The organism is Bradyrhizobium sp. CCBAU 11386 (genome assembly GCF_028128955.1).
In the GTDB taxonomy this organism is placed as follows: domain Bacteria; phylum Pseudomonadota; class Alphaproteobacteria; order Rhizobiales; family Xanthobacteraceae; genus Bradyrhizobium.
The window spans coordinates 24,656-43,007 of record NZ_LBKA01000231.1; the positions used below are offsets into that span (position 1 = coordinate 24,656).

Annotated in this window: 15 protein-coding genes; 10 read left to right on the plus strand and 5 right to left on the minus strand. The window is 63.9% G+C overall.

What is annotated here, in order from left to right:
- The first annotated feature begins 99 nt into the window (after positions 1–99).
- The 3 genes from glmS (at position 100) to XI09_RS22555 (ending at position 3,739) form a co-directional block, all read left to right on the plus strand.
- The gene (gene glmS / locus XI09_RS22545) at positions 100–1,926 is read left to right on the plus strand and encodes a glutamine--fructose-6-phosphate transaminase (isomerizing) (RefSeq protein ID WP_271568803.1); all 1,827 of its coding nucleotides are present in this window, start codon (positions 100–102) and stop codon (positions 1,924–1,926) included.
- Between the two features lie 79 nt (positions 1,927–2,005).
- Positions 2,006–2,776 carry a DUF502 domain-containing protein gene (locus XI09_RS22550; RefSeq protein ID WP_271568804.1) on the plus strand — a complete coding sequence of 257 codons (771 nt, stop codon included), beginning with the start codon at positions 2,006–2,008 and terminating at the stop codon, positions 2,774–2,776.
- Between the two features lie 105 nt (positions 2,777–2,881).
- Positions 2,882–3,739, plus strand: a complete 858-nt coding sequence (locus XI09_RS22555) for an NAD(P)-dependent oxidoreductase (RefSeq protein ID WP_271568805.1) — start codon at positions 2,882–2,884, stop codon at positions 3,737–3,739.
- Here XI09_RS22555 and XI09_RS22560 read toward each other — a convergent pair.
- Positions 3,736–3,999 carry a hypothetical protein gene (locus XI09_RS22560; RefSeq protein ID WP_271568806.1) on the minus strand — a complete coding sequence of 88 codons (264 nt, stop codon included), beginning with the start codon at positions 3,997–3,999 and terminating at the stop codon, positions 3,736–3,738. The two genes, XI09_RS22555 and XI09_RS22560, sit on opposite strands and share 4 nt — an antisense overlap.
- 131 nt (positions 4,000–4,130) lie before the next feature.
- On the opposite strand from XI09_RS22560, the gene panE reads away from it, so the two are divergent.
- Both panE and XI09_RS22570 read left to right on the plus strand, forming a co-directional pair.
- Positions 4,131–5,066, plus strand: a complete 936-nt coding sequence (gene panE / locus XI09_RS22565; protein WP_271568807.1) for a 2-dehydropantoate 2-reductase — start codon at positions 4,131–4,133, stop codon at positions 5,064–5,066.
- 43 nt (positions 5,067–5,109) lie between these two features.
- Positions 5,110–6,123, plus strand: a complete 1,014-nt coding sequence (locus XI09_RS22570) for a hypothetical protein (protein WP_271568808.1) — start codon at positions 5,110–5,112, stop codon at positions 6,121–6,123.
- A 23-nt stretch (positions 6,124–6,146) separates the two neighbouring features.
- Here XI09_RS22570 and recG read toward each other — a convergent pair whose 3' ends face one another.
- The gene (recG, locus tag XI09_RS22575; RefSeq protein ID WP_271568809.1) at positions 6,147–8,255 is read right to left on the minus strand and encodes an ATP-dependent DNA helicase RecG; all 2,109 of its coding nucleotides are present in this window, start codon (positions 8,253–8,255) and stop codon (positions 6,147–6,149) included.
- Positions 8,256–8,513: 258 nt separating this feature from the next.
- On the opposite strand from recG, the gene XI09_RS22580 reads away from it, so the two are divergent.
- Entirely contained in the window at positions 8,514–8,804 is a 291-nt protein-coding gene (locus XI09_RS22580; RefSeq protein WP_271568810.1) for an FAD assembly factor SdhE, read from the plus strand.
- Complete coding sequence (mfd, locus tag XI09_RS22585; RefSeq protein ID WP_271568811.1) at positions 8,801–12,319, plus strand: transcription-repair coupling factor; 3,519 nt, start codon at positions 8,801–8,803, stop codon at positions 12,317–12,319. Before XI09_RS22580 ends, mfd begins: the two co-directional genes overlap by 4 nt.
- Before the next feature lie 57 nt (positions 12,320–12,376).
- Here the strand turns inward: mfd and allE are convergent, their stop codons facing one another.
- Positions 12,377–13,174, minus strand: coding sequence for a (S)-ureidoglycine aminohydrolase (gene allE / locus XI09_RS22590; RefSeq protein WP_271568812.1), 798 nt, complete (start codon positions 13,172–13,174; stop codon positions 12,377–12,379).
- Positions 13,175–13,787: 613 nt separating this feature from the next.
- Here allE and XI09_RS22595 point away from each other — a divergent pair.
- The 3 genes from XI09_RS22595 to XI09_RS22605 all read left to right on the plus strand — a co-directional run bounded on the left by XI09_RS22595 (position 13,788) and on the right by XI09_RS22605 (position 15,794).
- Entirely contained in the window at positions 13,788–13,997 is a 210-nt protein-coding gene (locus tag XI09_RS22595; protein ID WP_027542880.1) for a cold-shock protein, read from the plus strand.
- Between the two features lie 201 nt (positions 13,998–14,198).
- On the plus strand, positions 14,199–15,323 hold the full coding sequence (locus tag XI09_RS22600; RefSeq protein WP_271568846.1) for an acyl-CoA desaturase: 1,125 nt from the start codon (positions 14,199–14,201) through the stop codon (positions 15,321–15,323).
- 234 nt (positions 15,324–15,557) lie between these two features.
- Positions 15,558–15,794: a hypothetical protein gene (locus XI09_RS22605; protein WP_027542877.1), complete on the plus strand. Its 237-nt coding sequence runs from the start codon at positions 15,558–15,560 to the stop codon at positions 15,792–15,794.
- Positions 15,795–15,918: 124 nt separating this feature from the next.
- Here the strand turns inward: XI09_RS22605 and XI09_RS22610 are convergent, their stop codons facing one another.
- Both XI09_RS22610 and XI09_RS22615 read right to left on the minus strand, forming a co-directional pair.
- The gene (locus XI09_RS22610) at positions 15,919–16,833 is read right to left on the minus strand and encodes an alpha/beta hydrolase (protein ID WP_271568813.1); all 915 of its coding nucleotides are present in this window, start codon (positions 16,831–16,833) and stop codon (positions 15,919–15,921) included.
- 283 nt (positions 16,834–17,116) lie between these two features.
- The gene (locus XI09_RS22615; RefSeq protein WP_271568814.1) at positions 17,117–18,337 is read right to left on the minus strand and encodes a GGDEF domain-containing protein; all 1,221 of its coding nucleotides are present in this window, start codon (positions 18,335–18,337) and stop codon (positions 17,117–17,119) included.
- Positions 18,338–18,352: the final 15 nt, after the last annotated feature.

Sequence of the window (18,352 nt, forward strand, 5' to 3'; positions counted from 1 at the left end):
CAGCAATAATTATTGAGTATCTGGTTCCTTAGGAACTTCGCTAAAAACCGAGCGCGTCGTTTAGGCGATTTTTCGACGATTTGGGGGATAGTGATCCGCATGTGCGGGATTGTCGGCATTCTCGGGCGCGAACCGGTTGCAGAGCAATTGGTGGATTCGCTCAAACGTCTTGAATATCGCGGCTATGACTCCGCGGGCGTCGCCACGCTCGAGGGCAAGCATATCGAGCGCCGCCGCGCCGAGGGCAAGCTGAAGAATCTGGAGAAGCGGCTGGAGGCCGAGCCGCTCAAGGGCACGACCGGCATCGGTCACACCCGCTGGGCCACCCACGGCAAGCCGACCGTCAACAACGCCCATCCGCACGCGACCGAGCGCGTCGCCGTGGTCCACAACGGCATCATCGAGAATTTCCGCGAGCTGCGCGAGGAGCTCGAGAAGAAGGGCGCGGTGTTCCACACCGAGACCGACACCGAGATCGTGCTGCATCTCGTCGACGACCTGCTCACGCGCGGCAACAAGCCGGTCGAGGCGGTGAAGCTGGCGCTGGCGCGGCTGCGCGGCGCCTTTGCGCTCGGCTTCATCTTCGCCGGCGATGACGATCTGATGATCGGCGCGCGCAACGGCCCGCCGCTCGCGATCGGCTATGGCGACGGCGAGATGTATCTCGGCTCCGACGCCATCGCGCTCGGCCCGTTCACCGACACGATCAGCTATCTCGAGGACGGCGACTGGGTCGTACTGACCCGCAAGAGCGCAACGATCTTCGACAAGGACGGCCACGCGGTCCAGCGCGACAAGATCAAGCACGCCGCATCGACCTCGCTGGTCGACAAGGCCAATTACCGCCACTTCATGGCCAAGGAGATCCACGAGCAGCCGGAAGTGGTGGGCCATACGCTGGCGCGCTATGTCGACATGGCGACCGAGCGCGTCTCGCTGCCGGTCAAGCTGCCGTTCGACTTCAAGAACATCCAGCGCATCAACATCACCGCCTGCGGCACCGCGAGCTATGCCGGCTTCGTCGCCAAATACTGGTTCGAGCGTTTCGCGCGCGTGCCGGTCGAGGTCGACGTCGCCTCCGAATTCCGCTACCGCGAAGCGCCCTTGCGCAAGGGCGATCTCGCCATCTTCATCTCGCAATCGGGTGAGACCGCCGACACGCTGGCGGCGTTGCGCTATGCCAAGGCCGAGGGCGTGCACACGGTGGCCGTGGTCAACGTGCCGACCTCGACGATCGCGCGCGAGAGCGAGACGGTGCTGCAGACGCTGGCCGGCCCCGAGATCGGCGTTGCCTCGACCAAGGCCTTCACCTGCCAGCTGATGGTGCTGGCAAACCTTGCGATCGCGGCCGGCAAGGCCCGCGGCGAATTGTCCGACGAGGACGAGACCAGGCTCGTTCACGGCCTCGTCGAGATCCCGCGCCTGATGTCGGATGCGCTCACCACTGAGCTCCAGATCGAGAAGCTGGCGCGCGAGATCGCGAAATCGCGCGATGTGCTCTATCTCGGCCGCGGCACCAGCTTCCCGCTCGCGCTCGAAGGCGCGCTGAAGCTGAAGGAGATCTCCTACATCCACGCCGAGGGCTACGCCGCCGGCGAGCTGAAGCACGGCCCGATCGCGCTGATCGACGAGACCATGCCGGTCGTCGTCATCGCACCCCACGACCGGGTGTTCGAGAAGACGGTGTCGAACATGCAGGAGGTCGCCGCCCGCGGCGGCAGGATCATCCTGATGACCGACGCCAAGGGCGCGGCGGAGGCGACCGTCGAGTCGCTCGTCACCATCGTCATGCCCGACATGGCGGCGGCGTTCACGCCGATGGTCTATGCCGTCCCGGTGCAGCTGCTCGCCTATCACACGGCCGTCATCATGGGCACCGACGTCGACCAGCCGCGCAACCTCGCGAAATCGGTGACCGTGGAATAGGCAGAACGGATCAGGCCGCGCTCTTCCAAAACCTGCTAGAAAACCCTAGCTTGAGTGTAGCGACCGACCTGGAACCCGAATGACCCCCCGCGACGACGCGCCTGCGCCGCTTGATCCGATCCCGGAACCGCATACCGGCCTGATTGGCCGCTTCCGCAACTATTTCCTGACCGGCCTCGTGGTGACGGGGCCGATTGCGATCACGTTCTATCTGGTCTGGTGGTTCGTCACCTGGGTCGATGGCGTGGTGCGGCCGTTCGTGCCGCTGGCCTACCGGCCGGAAACCTACCTGCCGTATGTCGTTCCCGGCTGGGGACTGATTGTCGCATTCTTCACGCTGACGCTGGTCGGCTTCCTCGCGGCCAATCTGATCGGCCGGACGCTGGTCGATGTCGGCGAGACCTTCCTCGGCCGGATCCCGGCGGTGCGCGCCATCTACCGCGGCCTGAAGCAGGTGTTCGAGACGCTGTTCTCGGGCAAGGGCTCGAGCTTCCGGAAGGTCGGCCTGGTCGAGTTTCCCTCGCCGGGCATGTGGTCGATCGTGCTGATCTCGCAGTCGCCGAATGAAGAGGTCGCGCGCAGCCTGCCGGGGCAGGTGGAGCACGTCTCGGTGTTCCTGCCGTGCTCGCCGAACCCGACCACGGGCTTCTTCTTCTACGTGCCCAAGAGCAAGATCGTCGAGGTCGACATGAGCACCGAGGATGCCGCGACCCTGATCATGTCGGCCGGCGTGGTGCAGCCGGGCTCGGCGCCCGATCCGAAGAAGGCGGCGGCGCTCGCGGGCATGGCGAATGCCGCGCGCATCGCCAATGCATCGGCACTTCAGCCCCAGCCTGCGAAGGTGGAGTAGGGCCATTCCCCTGCGGGATGGCCGCGCTCACGCAGGGACTCGTATCCTCTGCTATTCTTCGGGTTGAACCGGGCGTATCGCTCGGTGTTCGACCTGGAGTGCACGATGTCCAAAACCATTGCGATCCTCGCGCCCGGTGCCATGGGCAGCGCCGTGGCCCGCCGCCTCAACGAAAACGGCGCGCGCGTGCTGACGTCGTTGAAGGGGCGGAGCGAGGCGACGCAAAAACGCGCGGCGGATGCCGGCATGATCGGCGCCGAGGACGAGGCGATCGCCGAGGCCGACATCATCCTCTCGATCGTGCCGCCGGGCGAGGCGGTGGCGCTCGCCGAGCGCCTGGCCGCGCTGATCGTTCGTCGTGCGAAGAAGCCGGTCGTGGTCGACTGCAACGCCGTCAATGTCGACACCGTGCTCAGGATCGAGGAGATCATCGGTTCGGCGCAGGCGCCGTTCGTCGATGCCGGCATCATCGGCTTCCCGCCGCAGCCCGGCGGCAAGAGCCCGGCCTTCTACATGTCCGGCGAGCACGCTGGCGATGTGGCGGTTCTGAAGGAGCTCGGCCTCGACGTCCGGATCGTCGAAGGCCCGGTCGGCGCGGCGTCGGCTTTGAAGATGTCCTATGCCGGCATCGTCAAGGGCCTCGCCGGCATCGGTTCGGCCATGGTGATCGCGGCAACGAAAGCAGGCGCGGCGGACGCGCTGCGCGACGAGCTCGCGCTGAGCCAGCCCGCGGTCCTGGCGCGGCTCGAAGTCGCGCTGCCGGACATGATTCCGAAGGCCTATCGCTGGGTCGCGGAGATGCGGGAGATTTCCGGATTCCTCGGCGCCGATCACCCCGCCAGCCAGATCTACGAGGGTTTTGCGCGCTGGTTCGAGCATCTCGCCGAGGACGCGAAGGGCGAGGCGGCGGATGCGTCGTTGATGAGGACGTTCGCCGCGAGCATCGCGCAGAAGAAGGCCTAGTCGTCCCTTCTGACGCCATCGCCGTGGATCACTGGCCGTGCATCGGTACTGAATCCAGAAAACCCTGGATTCCCGGAATCGTCGCTCGCGATCGCTTCAGTAACGCGTGTCCGAAAGCTCGCCGTGTCGGATGACTTCCAGCCCGGGCGCCAGTAGAGCACGTCGAGATGCACCACGGGCGGCCCAAGCTTTCGCCCGAGCTTCAGGGCAAGGCTCGTCTTTCCGCTTCCCTGGCCGCCAACGACGATGATCCGGCGCATGGCGGGAAGGTTGCATGAAGTCGGCCGCGGCGAAAGGGTAAGTCTTCTGAAACGGCTCTATCCACGTCGTCATTGCGAGGCTCATCTGTTATTGTCTTTGCGGAAGCAGTTCTTCTGCAACGGGAGTTCGAATGAGAGTGCTGGTGATCGGCGCAGGAGCGCTCGGAGGCTATTACGGAGCTTGCCTGGAACGAGCCGGCGGCGATGTGACTTTTCTTGTGCGATCCGGGCGGGCGGAGCAATTGCGGCGGGATGGATTGAGAGTTGTGAGCCCGCACGGCGACTTTGCCGTGCAGCCGAAGATCATCCTGGCAAGTGATCTCGAGGAACCGTTCGACGTCGTGCTCGTCGGGGTGAAATCCTACTCGCTCGACGATGCGATGGCCCAGTTTGCCCCGGCAGTTGGCGCCAACACGATGATTTTGCCGATACTCAACGGGTTGAAACATATTGACGCTCTGACCGCGCGGTTCGGCGCGACGCGCGTCCTCGGCGGATTGGCGAACGTCAGTGCCGGCCTCGATGCGGATGGTCGTGTCATTCAGTTCATGGCCAATCAGACGATTGTCTTTGGCGAGATCAAGGGTTCGTTGAGCGAGCGTGCGCTCGTGCTGGAGACACTTCTCCAGGTCCCCGGCATCGACGTGCGCGCCAGCGAAGCGATCATGCAAGACATGTGGGAAAAGTTCGTCCAGCTCAGCACGCTCGCCGGCATCACCTGCCTGATGCGCGCGAGTATCGGAGACATTCTGGCCGTGCCGAATGGCGAACAGTCGATCTTTCGCCTGTTCGCGGAATGCTGCGCCGTCGCGACGGCTTCGGGTTTTGAGCCGCGAGCTCCGTTCATCGAGTTTGATCGGAAGCTCTTCACGACCCTGGACTCGCCGCTCAAGGCCTCGATGCTGCGCGATATCGAGCGCGGCTCGATCACCGAGGCCGAGCACATCCTCGGCGATATGGCCAATCGTGCCCGTGTGCTGGACATTGACACGCCACTGCTGGACCTGGCCCGCGCGCATGTGGCGGCTTACGAGGTCGGGCGACAAAGAATTTCATCTGCCCAATAATCCGCCAGCCTGCCTAAGCACGTACTCGCTAAACGATGGGTCTATGACCAAGGAAATTCCTGTTCATTGGCTTTGCCAAGCGTGCCGTCGGGTACCGGCGGCTGAGGAGGTTCGCGACGATGACCCTCTGGAGCCGTACAGACTATGTCACGAATGCGCCGATCGTCTGAGATGTCGGGCACTTCGGCCAATCGAATGGTTCAATCTTGCTGCCTTGCATGGCTGGACCAAATTCCTGCTGCATGATGATTTTTATGATCAGGATGGACAGGCCTGCCAACCGGACGTGGACAACTACGTGACCGAGGAGAACCACGCTCCCACTCTGGAAATGTGTGCTGGATCGCTTGAGCGCCTGATCGATTACTGCATCACGCGGTGGCATCTCGGAAAGGAGGAATTTGAAGCCTTTAAGCCATTCGTTGCCAGCAAGGTTCTCGCCGCAATTGTCGATCGCGCGAATGCGGGCAATCGCCATATATGGGAGACGATGGTTCGACTGTGTGCGAATGTGGTGGGCGACCCGGCTGCGCCGTGGGTAAGCGCGCAATCAGACCGGGCTTGTCGTGATGGATCGCTGTTCATCTGGGCCGAGGCGGCAGCAAAATGTTTGGCCGCCCCTGAGGGACTACACAAGACGATCGACGCTTTGCGAGTTTTCCATGGCCGCGATCTGCAGAAGCAAATGTCAGCACTTTCGTGGTTTCGCGCACCTGCGGTGCTGGATTGGATCGAGATCAATGTCCCGCGCGAGGATGTCACTGCTGCCTGGGGCCAGCTCGCATCGCTTTCCGATCTAGGCTGGAGCAGGGTTCAGAGTTGGCTTGCGAGCGGTCGTCCGCTCAGTCTTGTTGCGCTCGATGCGTTAGCAAGCTGTATTCCACGTCAAGGCCAAGCGAGGATTTTGACTATCCTCAACCCCAGGCTGAAGGGGTGCGGAGATCGCTCAACAATTGGACATGCTCTGCGCACCTATGTGGCCAAAGACAGCGCCCCTCGCGTCGCAACGAAGTGTAGCTTTATTATCCAGCACTTAGATGAACTTCGCACCGAGTAAACATCTGTTTGGGGTACGCTTTACTAGCCCGCTCCGATCAGCGGAATCGCCTCGTCCCGCTCGTAGAGATACAAGAGGCACCTGAGCGCCTCGCCGCGCTCGCCCTTCAGTTTCGGATCGTCCTTGAGGATGCGCAGCGCCTCGTCGCGGGCCTGGGTGATGAGCTGGCCGTGCACCTCCGAGCGCGCGATGCGGTAGCCGGGCAGGCCGCTCTGGCGCACGCCTAGCACGTCGCCTTCGCCGCGCAGCTTCAGGTCTTCCTCGGCGATGCGGAAGCCGTCGGTGGTCTCGCGGATCACTTTCAGTCGCGCCTTCGACATCTCGCCGAGTGGCTCCGAGTAGAGCAGCACGCAGGTCGAGGCTTCCGAACCGCGGCCGATGCGGCCGCGGAGCTGATGCAGCTGGGCGAGGCCGAAACGCTCGGCGTTCTCGATCACCATGATGGTGGCGGCGGGCACGTCGACGCCGACTTCGACCACGGTAGTCGCGACCAGCAGCCCGATCTCGTGAGCGGCGAACTGGCCCATCACGCGATCCTTCTCGGTGCCCTTCATCTGGCCGTGGACGAGGCCGACCCGCTCGCCGAACCGCTTCTGCAAATTCTCGAAACGTTTTGTCGCATTGGTCAGGTGCTCGGTGCCCTCGGCCTCGGATTCCTCGACCAGCGGGCAGATCCAGTAGACCAGCTTGCCGGACTCGAGCGCGCGGCCGACGCCGTCCATGACTTCGCCGAGGCGGCTCATCGCCACCGCGCGGGTGTCAATCGGCTGGCGGCCGGCCGGCTTCTCGCGGAGCTCGCTGATGTCCATGTCGCCGAAATAGGTCAGCACCAGCGTGCGCGGGATCGGGGTTGCGCTCAGCACCAGCACGTCAACGGCTTCGCCCTTGGAGGTCAGCGCGAGCCGTTCGCGCACGCCAAAACGATGCTGCTCATCGACCACGGCAAGCGCGAGGTCCCGAAAGATCACGTCGTCCTGGATCAGCGCATGGGTGCCGACGAGCAGATCGATCTCGCCCTCAGCGAGTTGCGTGATGATCTCGCGTCGCTCCTTGCCCTTTTCGCGGCCGGTGAGGATCGCGACGCGCATGCCGGCGCGCTCCGCCAGCGGCGCGATGGTCTTGATGTGCTGGCGCGCCAGAATTTCCGTCGGGGCCATCAGCGCGGCCTGCTTGCCGACTTCGGCCACCGCCGCGGCCGCCAGCAGCGCGACCACGGTCTTGCCGGAGCCGACGTCGCCCTGGAGCAGGCGCAGCATCCGCACCGGCTGTTGCAGATCGTTCGCGATCGCCGCGGCGGCATCGCGCTGGGAAGGCGTCAACGCATAGGGCAGCGCGTCGATGATCTTGTTGCGCAGATGGCCATCGCCGGCATTGCGCACGCCGGCCGGACGGCGCAATTGCGCGCGGATCAGGGCCAGCGTCAGCTGGCCGGCCAGCAGTTCGTCGAAGGCGAGGCGGGACCAGAACGGTTGATCGGGCAAAATGTCCGTGAGCTCGACCGGCTGGTGCACGCGGGTGAGGGCTTCCGCGATTGGCGGGAAGTGGCAGCGGCGCATCACTTCCGGGCTGATCCATTCCGGCAAGGCGGGCAATTTCTGCAGCGCTTGCGCGATCGCGCGGCGCAGCGAGCCGAGCGCCAGGCCCTCCGTCAGCGGATAGACCGGGTCGATGCCGGAGAGTTTTGAAATCGCCTCCTCGTCCAGCACGCGGTCGGGATGCACGATCTGCGGCATGCCGTCATACATCTGGAGCGTGCCGGAGACGTAGCGCTTCTCGCCGACAGGCAGCAGCTTTTCGACATAGCCGGGCTTGGCGCGGAAGAACGTCAGCACGACGTCGCCGGTATCGTCGCTGGCGTACACGAGATAGGGCGCCCGCGCGTTGCGCGGCGGGGGCGGGCGGTGGCGGTCGACGGTCACCTCCAGCGTCACCATGGTTCCCTGCACGGCATCGCGAATCTTCGGCCGGGCGCGGCGGTCGATGACCTGGCTCGGCAAGTGCAGCAGAAGGTCAACCAGCCGCGGCGTCTCGTTGCGGCTGAGCAGGTACTGCAACAGCTTGTCCTGCTTCGGACCGACGCCGGGCAGGCTGGTCACGGGAGCAAACAGCGGATTGAGCAGGCTGGGGCGCATTTCTCGCAACATTCGTCATGCGCGGGCTTGCCGTCTTCGCTCAAGCTTCGCCGGCCCGAGATCGAAAGCCCGGCGAAGCCTTTGGCGGAGCAGGGACCCGCGCATCCATCTTTCAATGACGATGGATTGCCGGGTCAAGCCCGGCAATGACCGTCCCCAAACAATTGCAAAAACAAAGAGCTGACACCGGCCGCCCAAGTAGCTATATCTCCCCCGCCCGGCACGTCCGGGCTTTCGGCGTTTGACTGGAATTGAGACATGACGGGAACGACACGATCGAGCAACGGGCTGGACGACCGCCGCAAGCGGCTGCTGTTCCGCTGCTGGCACCGCGGCACGCGCGAGATGGACCTGATCCTCGGCCGCTTCGCGGATGCCGAGATCGGCAATCTGTCCGATGCCGAGCTCGCCGAGCTCGAGCGCCTGCTCGAGGTCAACGATCCCGACCTCTATGCCGCCATCACCGGCGACAAGGCGCTGCCGGCCGACGTCACCGGCGCGCTGTTTGCCCGCATCAAGGCGTTTCCGATCGCGGACGGCAACGCATGAAGCAGGGAATGAAATCGCCGGCCGAGCTGCTCACGCCCGGCCGCGCCCTGACGCTTGCCAATGTCGCGGAAGGTGCCGAAGGCCTCGTTATCTCGGATCTGGCGCGCGCCATCGCGGCGCGGCCGAAGAAGCCGGCCGTCAGCCTTGCGGTGGTCTGCCGCGACGGCGCGCGGATGCAGCAGCTCGAACGCGCGCTGCAGTTCTTCGCGCCCGATCTGCCGGTGCTGACCTTCCCGGCCTGGGACTGCCAGCCCTACGACCGCGTCTCGCCGCATGGCGGCATCTTGGCGCAACGCCTGACAACGTTGGCGCGGCTTGCCCCCCTGACCGGTAGCGACAAGCCGCTGATCGTGCTGACGACGGTCAACGCCGTCGTGCAGCGCGTGCCCGCGCGCGAGCTCGTCGCGGCGCAGGCGCTGTCGGTCGCCCCCGGCAACGTCGTGCCAATGGACACCATCGTCGCCTGGCTCGAGCACAACGGCTACAACCGCTCCTCGACCGTGCGCGAGCCCGGCGAATATGCCGTGCGCGGCGGCATTCTGGACCTGTTTCCAGCCGGCCTCGACCAGCCCGTGCGCTTCGACTTCTTCGGCGACAGCCTGGAATCGATTCGCTCATTCGATGCCGAGACCCAGCGCACGCTGCTCGACATGCGCTCGCTCGACCTCGTCCCGGTCTCCGAATTCCAGCTCGTCACCGACACCATCCGCCGCTTCCGCATGGGTTATGTCGCCGAGTTCGGCGCGCCCGAGCGCGACGATGCGCTGTACGAGGCCGTCAGCGAAGGCCGCCGCCATCCCGGCATGGAGCACTGGCTGCCGCTGTTCCAGGATCGGATGGACACGCTGTTCGACTATCTGCAAGGCGCGGCCGTCGCGATCGAGCCGCAGGCCGAGGACGCCGTCCGCGAGCGCTTCAAGCAGATCCTCGACTATTACCAGGCCCGCCGCGATGCGATGGAGCATCCGGGCGGCGGCGCCATCTACAAGCCGCTGCCGCCGGACCGGCTGTATTTCACCGAAGAGGAGTGGACCAGGCGCCTCGGCGACATCCCGCTGGCGCGCCTCACGCAATTCTCGGTGCCGGCGGATGGCGCGAGCATCGTCGATGCCGGCGCACGCAAGGGCCGCGACTTCGCGCCGGAGCGCAACGACACGACCGTCAACGTGTTCGAGTCCGTGGTCAGCCACGTGATGGGCTTGCAGGCGCAGCGCAAGAAGGTCGTGATCACGCTGTGGAGCGAAGGCTCGCGCGACCGCATGACCTCGATGCTGCGCGACCACAAGCTGGCCCACACCACCAGCGTCAACAGCTGGCGCACGGTGCAGGCGACCCCGCGCAACGAGACCATGCTCGCCGTGCTCGGCTTGGAGAGCGGCTTCGAGACCGACGAGATCGCGCTCATCAGCGAGCAGGATATCCTCGGCGACCGCCTGGTGCGGCCGCGCAGGGCGAGCCGCAAGCTCGACAATTTCATCTCGGAGGTGACGAGCCTTGCCGCCGGCGACATCGTGGTCCACGTCGATCACGGCATTGGGCGGTTCGTCGGCCTGCAAACGCTCGACGTCGCCGGCGCTCCGCATGATTGTCTCGAGCTGCATTACGCCGCCGAGACGAAGCTGTTCCTCCCCGTCGAGAACATCGAGCTGCTGTCCCGCTACGGCTCCGACCAGACCACGGTCGAGCTCGACCGTCTCGGCGGCAGCGGCTGGCAGACCCGCAAGGCGAAACTCAAGAACCGCATCCGCGAGATCGCGGGCGAGTTGATCAAGATCGCCGCCGCGCGCCATTTGCACGAGGCGCCCAAGCTGCCGGTGCAGCCGGGCCTCTATGACGAATTCTGTGCGCGCTTCCCCTATGACGAGACCGAGGACCAGCTCGGGGCGATCGAATCGACCCTGAAGGACCTCGAACTCGGGCGTCCGATGGACCGGTTGATCTGCGGCGACGTCGGCTTTGGCAAGACCGAGGTGGCCTTGCGCGCGGCCTTTGCCGTGTCGCTCGAAGGCAAGCAGGTCGCTGTCGTGGTGCCGACCACGCTGCTGGCGCGCCAGCACGCAAGAACCTTCACCGAGCGCTTCAAGGGCTTTCCGGTGAACGTGGCACAGGCCTCGCGCCTGATCCCGACCAAGGAGCTGAACCAGGTCAAGAAGGGCATCGCCGACGGCTCGGTCGACATCGTCGTCGGCACCCACGCGCTGCTCGGCAAGGCGATCAAGTTCCGCGATCTCGGCCTCGTCGTCGTCGACGAGGAGCAGCATTTTGGCGTCACTCACAAGGAACGGCTGAAGGCGCTTCGCTCCGAGGTGCACGTGCTGACGCTGTCGGCGACGCCGATCCCGCGCACGCTGCAGCTGGCGCTCACCGGCGTGCGCGAGCTCTCGATCATTGCCTCGCCCCCGGTCGACCGCCTTGCGGTGCGCACCTTCGTCGCCCCGCACGATCCCTTGATGATCCGCGAGGCGCTGTTGCGCGAGCGATATCGCGGCGGCCAGGCGTTCTACGTGGTGCCGCGCATCGACGACCTCGCCGAGGTCAAGGATTTCCTCGACAAGAACGTGCCGGAGATGAAGGTCGCGGTCGCGCACGGGCAGATGCCGCCCGCCGTGATCGAGGACATCATGACGGCGTTCTACGACGGCAAGTTCGACATCCTGCTGTCGACCACGATCGTCGAATCCGGCCTCGATATTCCCAACGCCAACACGCTGATCGTGCATCGCGCCGACATGTTCGGCCTCGCCCAGCTCTATCAGCTCCGCGGCCGCGTCGGGCGCTCCAAGCTGCGAGCTTATGCGCTGTTCACGCTGCCGGCGCAGCAGAAGATCACGGCGCAGGCCGAGCGCCGGCTCACCGTGCTGCAATCGCTGGAGACTCTGGGCGCGGGCTTCCAACTCGCCTCGCACGACCTCGACATCCGCGGCGCCGGCAATCTGCTCGGCGAGGAGCAGTCCGGCCACATCAAGGAGGTCGGGTTCGAGCTCTACCAGTCGATGCTGGAGGAGGCGATCGTGAACCTCAAGGCCGGCGTCTCCGAGCCGGCGGCCGACCGCTGGTCGCCGTCGATCACGATCGGCATGCCCGTGCTCATCCCGGAGGATTACGTCAGCGATCTCTCGGTTCGTCTGTCGCTCTACCGGCGCCTGGCCGATCTCGACACCGAGGAGGAGATCGAGAACTTCGGCGCCGAGATGCGCGATCGCTTTGGCGTGCTGCCCGACGAGGTGCGCTATCTCTTCAAGGTCGCCGCGATCAAGGCGTTCTGCCGCAGGGCCAATGTCGAGAAGATCGACGCCGGTCCGAAGGGCGCCGTCATCGCCTTCCGCGGCAATTCCTTTGCCTATCCCGATCGGCTGGTGGCGTTCATCCGCAGCCATGGCCAGGCCGCCAAGGTGCGGCCCGACATGAAGGTGGTGTTCCTGCAGGACTGGGAGACCCCGGAGGAGCGGCTGGCCGGCACCACGGAGATCCTGCGGCAGCTGGCGCAACTGGCGCAGGCCAAGAAGGCGGCGTAGGGAGCGACTACTATCGCTTCCGCTCTGAAGAATCGAGCCGGTGTCCTGCGACGCTTGTCAGAGGACCACGTCCCGGTTGACGTTCTTGTACAGAAGGTAGACCGAGCGGTTCGAACCGGTCGGATAGAATTGCTGCGGACAGAACGACCCCATCCAGATGAAGTCATCAACCCAGATTTCGTGCCAGCTATCGCCAAGATAATACAAACCTTGCCCCTCCAGCATGAACAACCCGTGTTCCATGATATGGGTCTCGACGGCTGGAAAGCAGACGCCGGGTTGGAAGAACATCAGATTCATCTCGAAATCGAACCGCAAGTCGCCCATTGGAAGCAAGTGCTTGAAGCCGCGCCCCTCCAATCCGGTATGGTTCGTTATCGGCATCGATTGTTGTTGACCGATGATTGCCGCCGGTGACGCGATGCCGTCAACCGTTTCATAACGCTTCTTGACCGCGAGAACGCGGGCGGGAGCAGCGGGATGGCAGCTCATCGTGAAGGACGTGTTGGCCGGAACGTAGGCAAAGGCGCCTGCTGTCAGTGAGGTCGGAGGTTCGGTGCCGATGCTGATGTCGACGGCTCCCGTGACGACGTAGAAGAAGTGCTGAATGTCCACGCAGATCGGCTGGGCCGTGCCGCCCGAGGGCTCGATTTCCAGCATGAACTGGGCAAAATCGGCTCCGAGGGTCGGCGCCGCCAGAAAACGCACAGTCGTTGACACCCACGCCGGCAGCCGGCTCTTCAAGACGCCTTCAGGCGGCATGAACGCGAAATTGCGGCCGACGACTGCGCGGCTGTGACCGATCGCGCCAGGACGAACGACGCCGGGTTGGGTAGGCAGATCGGTGGGATGCATCTGAGAGTCCTTGGCGAGCTCGCAACAGCGCGTCGCTGTGAAGCGTCGGCGCAAGACCGGAGCGTTGCGACCTGGACGATGTGGTTCTGCCGGCTTCTTCGATTTGATAGATGAGAGCGAGGCGCACTGCAACAGCAGTGGCGTAGGGACGCGTCGGCCAAGAGCCGCGCCAGCAACGACCCGCCGTGTCCAACGGCGACGGTGATCCACAGAGACCACGGGATCGCTGCGCGCCGCGCCAAAGTCCATCTGCCGCATCAGGCGGCCGACAGACTTCAGAAGGAGCCGTCCGTAGAGCTGGAGAGGTCCGCGTAAGCTCGAACTTCCTCAAGCCGAGCTTCGAGCGCTGGCTTGCCGCGACCGAGCCTCTCCCACACGGAAGGGGCGCCCGCGCGGCCGTCCACGGGGCACTTGGGTCCGAAAACAGCGACATATGGCCCCTTGTGAAATGCCCGGACAACAGCCATATTGGCTTCATCGAGTTTCGGCCGAACGACTTGGCCTCGCCGCTGATAAGCGCGCCTGACTGACGACCCTCCCTCCAGATCTCGAATTCGCTGACTGCGCTCTTGAGCGCGGTTCCAAAGACTTATCTATGTTAAAGGACGACCCCATGAATACGGGAACTGTGAAGTGGTTTAACGGCCAAAAAGGTTTCGGCTTCATTCAGCCGGACCAGGGAGGCCAGGATGTTTTCGTTCATATCAGCGCAGTCGAACGCGCCGGCATGAGCACCCTCAACGAGGGGCAGAAGGTTTCCTTCGAAATCGTCGCGGACCGCCGGACCGGCAAGTCTGCTGCGGAAAATCTGCGCGCCGCCTAGGCTGCCGCAATCGGTACTATGTTGCTTTGACCACGGATGTACTGGCAGAGCTTCTGGTTCTCTCGACCCGCGACTGGTTTACCGGCCGCGGGTTTTTTACATCGGTTGCGGGTCGGCCCGCCCATCGAAACAGCTGAGGTCGCGAGCGTGTCTATCAATATCGATTCAGGCGGGGAATCAGATCAGGAACACGACGACGTCATGTATCCGCAGGTCCTGCCGTTTGTATTGATTCATGCGGGATGCGTCGCGGCGATCTGGTCGGACGTCTCGTGGCAAGCCCTGGCGATCTGCGCTGCGCTTTATTGGTTGCGCATGTTTGGGATCACTGCCGGTTATCATCGGTACTTCTCGCATCGGGCTTACGCGACGAGCCGGGTGTTCCAGTTCATCCTTGCCTTCCTTGCCCAGAGCAGCGCTCAGAAAAGCGTGCTGTGGTGGGCCGCCAAACACCGCCATCATCATCTGCACTCGGATACGGCGCATGATGTGCACTCACCCCGCCACAAGGGCTTCGTGTACAGTCATGTCGGCTGGATCTTTTACCGGCAGCACGATGCGACTGATCTCGTGAAGGTATCGGATCTGGCGTCGTATCCCGAGTTGATGTGGCTGCACAGGCTGGAGCTCTTGCCGGCGGCCGTGCTCGCGGGGCTGTGCTTCCTCCTTGCCGGGTGGTCAGGACTCGTGGTCGGATTCCTCTGGAGCACCGTGCTTCTGTATCACGCCACGTTCTGCATCAACTCCCTCGCACATGTTCACGGACGCAGGCGGTATGTGACCGGCGACGACTCCCGCAACAACTGGCTGCTCGCTCTGTTGACGATGGGCGAGGGGTGGCACAACAACCATCACGCCTACCAGGCCAGCGCCCGTCAGGGGTTCTACTGGTATGAGGTTGATCTGACCTACTACGTCCTGGTGGCCTTGTCCTGGCTCGGGATTGTCCGGGACCTGAAGTTGCCGCCCAGGCAGGTTCTGCGCAACGAGCATCGGCTGGGATCACGCGTGGTCAAGCAAGCGGCCGAGCAACTCGCCGCTCGCTTTGATCCTGAACACATCGCGCTCGCGATCAGAACGTCGATCCACGAGACCGAATTGTCGGTCCGGGACGCGCTCAGTCTGTTGCAGCACCGTGCCGACTTGCGCCTGTCCAGCATGCCGACCCGCGAGCAGTTGCTGGCTGAGGCGCAGCGCATGTTCGCCAAGACCATATCCCTGGACGATATTGTCGACCGTGCCTACGAACTCCTGCACGATTCTGTCGGCTTTCTCCTTGCTACTCCCGCTCTATCGGCCAGCACGAACGCGAAGAGTGGCATTTAGCTCGATCATCCCCATATAAGGGGCATGGCAAACTGGCAGAAGTCGACGACGCGGCAAGCACCCAAGACAAAGGCTGAGCTTCGCGAGATGCTGGCTGAGGCGGTCCGTAACACGCAGCCCGGCGGTGGGTCGAAGCGCCTGGCGAAAGCCGGGAAGATCGCGGCCGGGATGGCCCGCGCCGATCAAGCGTCCGGGGTCACCGCACCGGTTCGCTGAGCCCCGAGAAGGAGCCGCATGCGCAAATTTCCCAAGCCCACCGAGCAAGAGCTCAAAGAGGGGCCCCAGGCCGTGTCCTTTCAGATCGCGAACGGGAACGCGCGGCAGACTTGTATTTTGCAAACCACGCTCCCAACCAAGGCGCAGGCGCAAAAATACCTTCTCGCGAATTGGCCGGCCGTCGAAAAGATGGCTCGCGACGCTCTCGCGATGGGGGCCTTTGAGGACGGCCAGATCAAGCTCATGATGAATTGAGCCGCCGAGGCCCGGCGGCGGACGTCAGGACGCATATCAGATCAGCGAACGCCGGCGGATGACTGCGACGCCGCGCGCGCGGAGTCGGCCACGAGGGGAGCGAGCGCTGAGTTTGCCCGTGAGATTATCTCTGCTCCCTTACAAATGCGAGGACTGCCTCTGTAAGAGTCGTGTCGCCGGTGTTGATTGAGTAAACTTCCGACATGTGGCTATGGCCTTTGAGCGCCACAAACCTTGGACAGCGGTTCTCGGCGCACATCGCAGCCTTCAGAGTTTCTGCCTGGTCGATGTAATATGGTACATCGACTCCTCCATGCGCAACGAGCAACGGCATGTTGGAACGCACCAGGCCCTTAATCGAGGATCGCTCCGGCCACAATTCGGTATTGGGGCCAAAATAGGATTTCTGCCCCGGAACTTCGACTTGGGGACGAAGGTCGAATGTGCCTGATATGAGTATCGCGCCGACGACCGTCGGCACGATTGCGCGTGCAAGGTAATTTGCAACATGGGATGCTCCCGCGGAGTGCCCCATCAGAAAGATACGATCTGGATCGCCTCCGAAGTCCCGGATTTTCTCTCTTGCCCAAGCAACCGCTGACGCGACATCGTCCGAGGCCGCCGGCCAGGGATGGTCGGGTGCAAGTCGATAGGTCATGTTGACGCCGAGCATGCCATTGTTCGACGCCCACAGCATGACATTGTCATAGTAGGGGCTTGTGCCGCTCCGCTTGTCGCCTCTCTCATAGCCACCGCCATGAACAAAGATGAGGACTGGGCGATTCCGGGACGTCGTTGCTCGAAACAGATCCAACAGATTGCGGTCATGCGGACCGTACTTGACATTTCTCTCGACGACTACGTTTTCGTAAGGCTCTTTCGCTTGCAGCGGGGCGTACAGCTTCCCCGTATCGGGAGCATTTATCACCGCTCCTATCGCGCTGATCGCCTCAGCCTTATCTGGAGGCATCGAGCCGGCCGGCGATGAGCCTGAGCCAAGGGCGAGCAACACGGCGGCGATGACAATTGATCGGCGCATTTAAGACACCTCAAAATGGATTGAAATCTATGGTGAGTACCCAAACGTGAACAGAACTGAGGCAGGGCCTGAAAGAACGATCCTGATCATGGTTCGCGCTCTATAAAATTACGAATTCAATCCTTTCCCTTCGCAGCTTCGAGCTGGCCTGTCGAGGTGCAAATTCTGTGCACGCCTCAGCGCGCTTCATTGCGATCGGCAAAATTGGTAGAGAATCAAAGCTGGGTCCGCCTATGGCGCTGTCGGACCAGTTTCGAAGCAAACACCCAGCTTGGATGAATATTTACGACGCCGCGCGCGAGGCGTCGGCGGACAGCCGCGCCAGCAACGACCTTGCCGTATCCGACGACGACAGCGAATCCACGCTGACCACGGGATCGCTGCGCATCTCGTGCTTGCCGTTGGAGGTGTGCCGCATCACCGCGGAGAGGCGGCGAGCGATCATGTGGGCGGTGCGGAAGTCGGTCTCGGCGAAGACGACGATGACCGAGCCGTCCTTCTGCGCTGTGCCGAAGTCCATCTGCCGCATCAGGCGGCTCAGGATGCGCGCGGCATCGAGCTGGGCGCGGGGATTTGAGGGATCGAAGGCGAAGCGCGCCACCGACAGGCCGCCGCCGCGAGCAAGCGTCTGCTCGACAGCCTTGGAGAAATCGCGGGCAAAGGCTTCCGTCGTGAGCAGGCCGCTGCGCGGATCGAGCCAGCCGCCGGCATCGATCGAGCGCAGCGTGCGGCTCAGTTGCGCTTCCAGCGCGTGCTGGCGGATCAGCGGCAGCGCGTTGGCGGCGACTTTCGCCGGCTCGCCCGGGATGAGCTCGAGATTGGGCAGGTCGTACGTCTGAACGAGCTGGTGCGCGGTGACGATCACGGGCAGGCTGCGGAAGCGGGTGTCCTCGGCCAGCACCGTGAGGAAGGCGTCAATGACGCGCGCGGTAAAGCCTTCGGCGAGCACGACGCCGTCGATGTCGCGGGTGTTGAGATGCTTCGCCGCGGCCTCGATCGAGAGCGCGCCGATGACGCCGACGCGTTCGCCGAGCGCGACGGAGAGTGCGGGATAGGCCGCGCCGCGGCCGATCAGGAGCACGGTGGCATCGCGCGACGGATCGCTCTGCGGCAGCGCGACCTTCACCTCCGGCAGCCGGCGCAGCACGGTGGCATGAAGGGTGCGGACACGCAGCGCGGCGCGCAGCCGCGCGCTCAGGCGGTCGGGATTGCCGCGCGAGGAGAAGGGCAGGGCGTTGTGTGGCAGCGTGCCCGCCGCATCCAGGGCCACGAAGGGAAGGTAGGGCGACTGGTCGGCGATCTTCCTGGAGAGCAGCGCCAGATGCGGCTCATATCCACTGTTCATTGCGGCAAGGACCGCGGCCGGCTGCACCTGCTCGACCGCGCGCGCCGCGCTGGCCCAGTCGGTGTCGACCACCGGAAAGAGACGGGCCTCGTCCAGCGCCGCAACGAAGGCGGGGCGCTCGGCATTGGACACAAAGAGGATCGGGCCCGCCTGGGACATCGCAAACTCTGATCA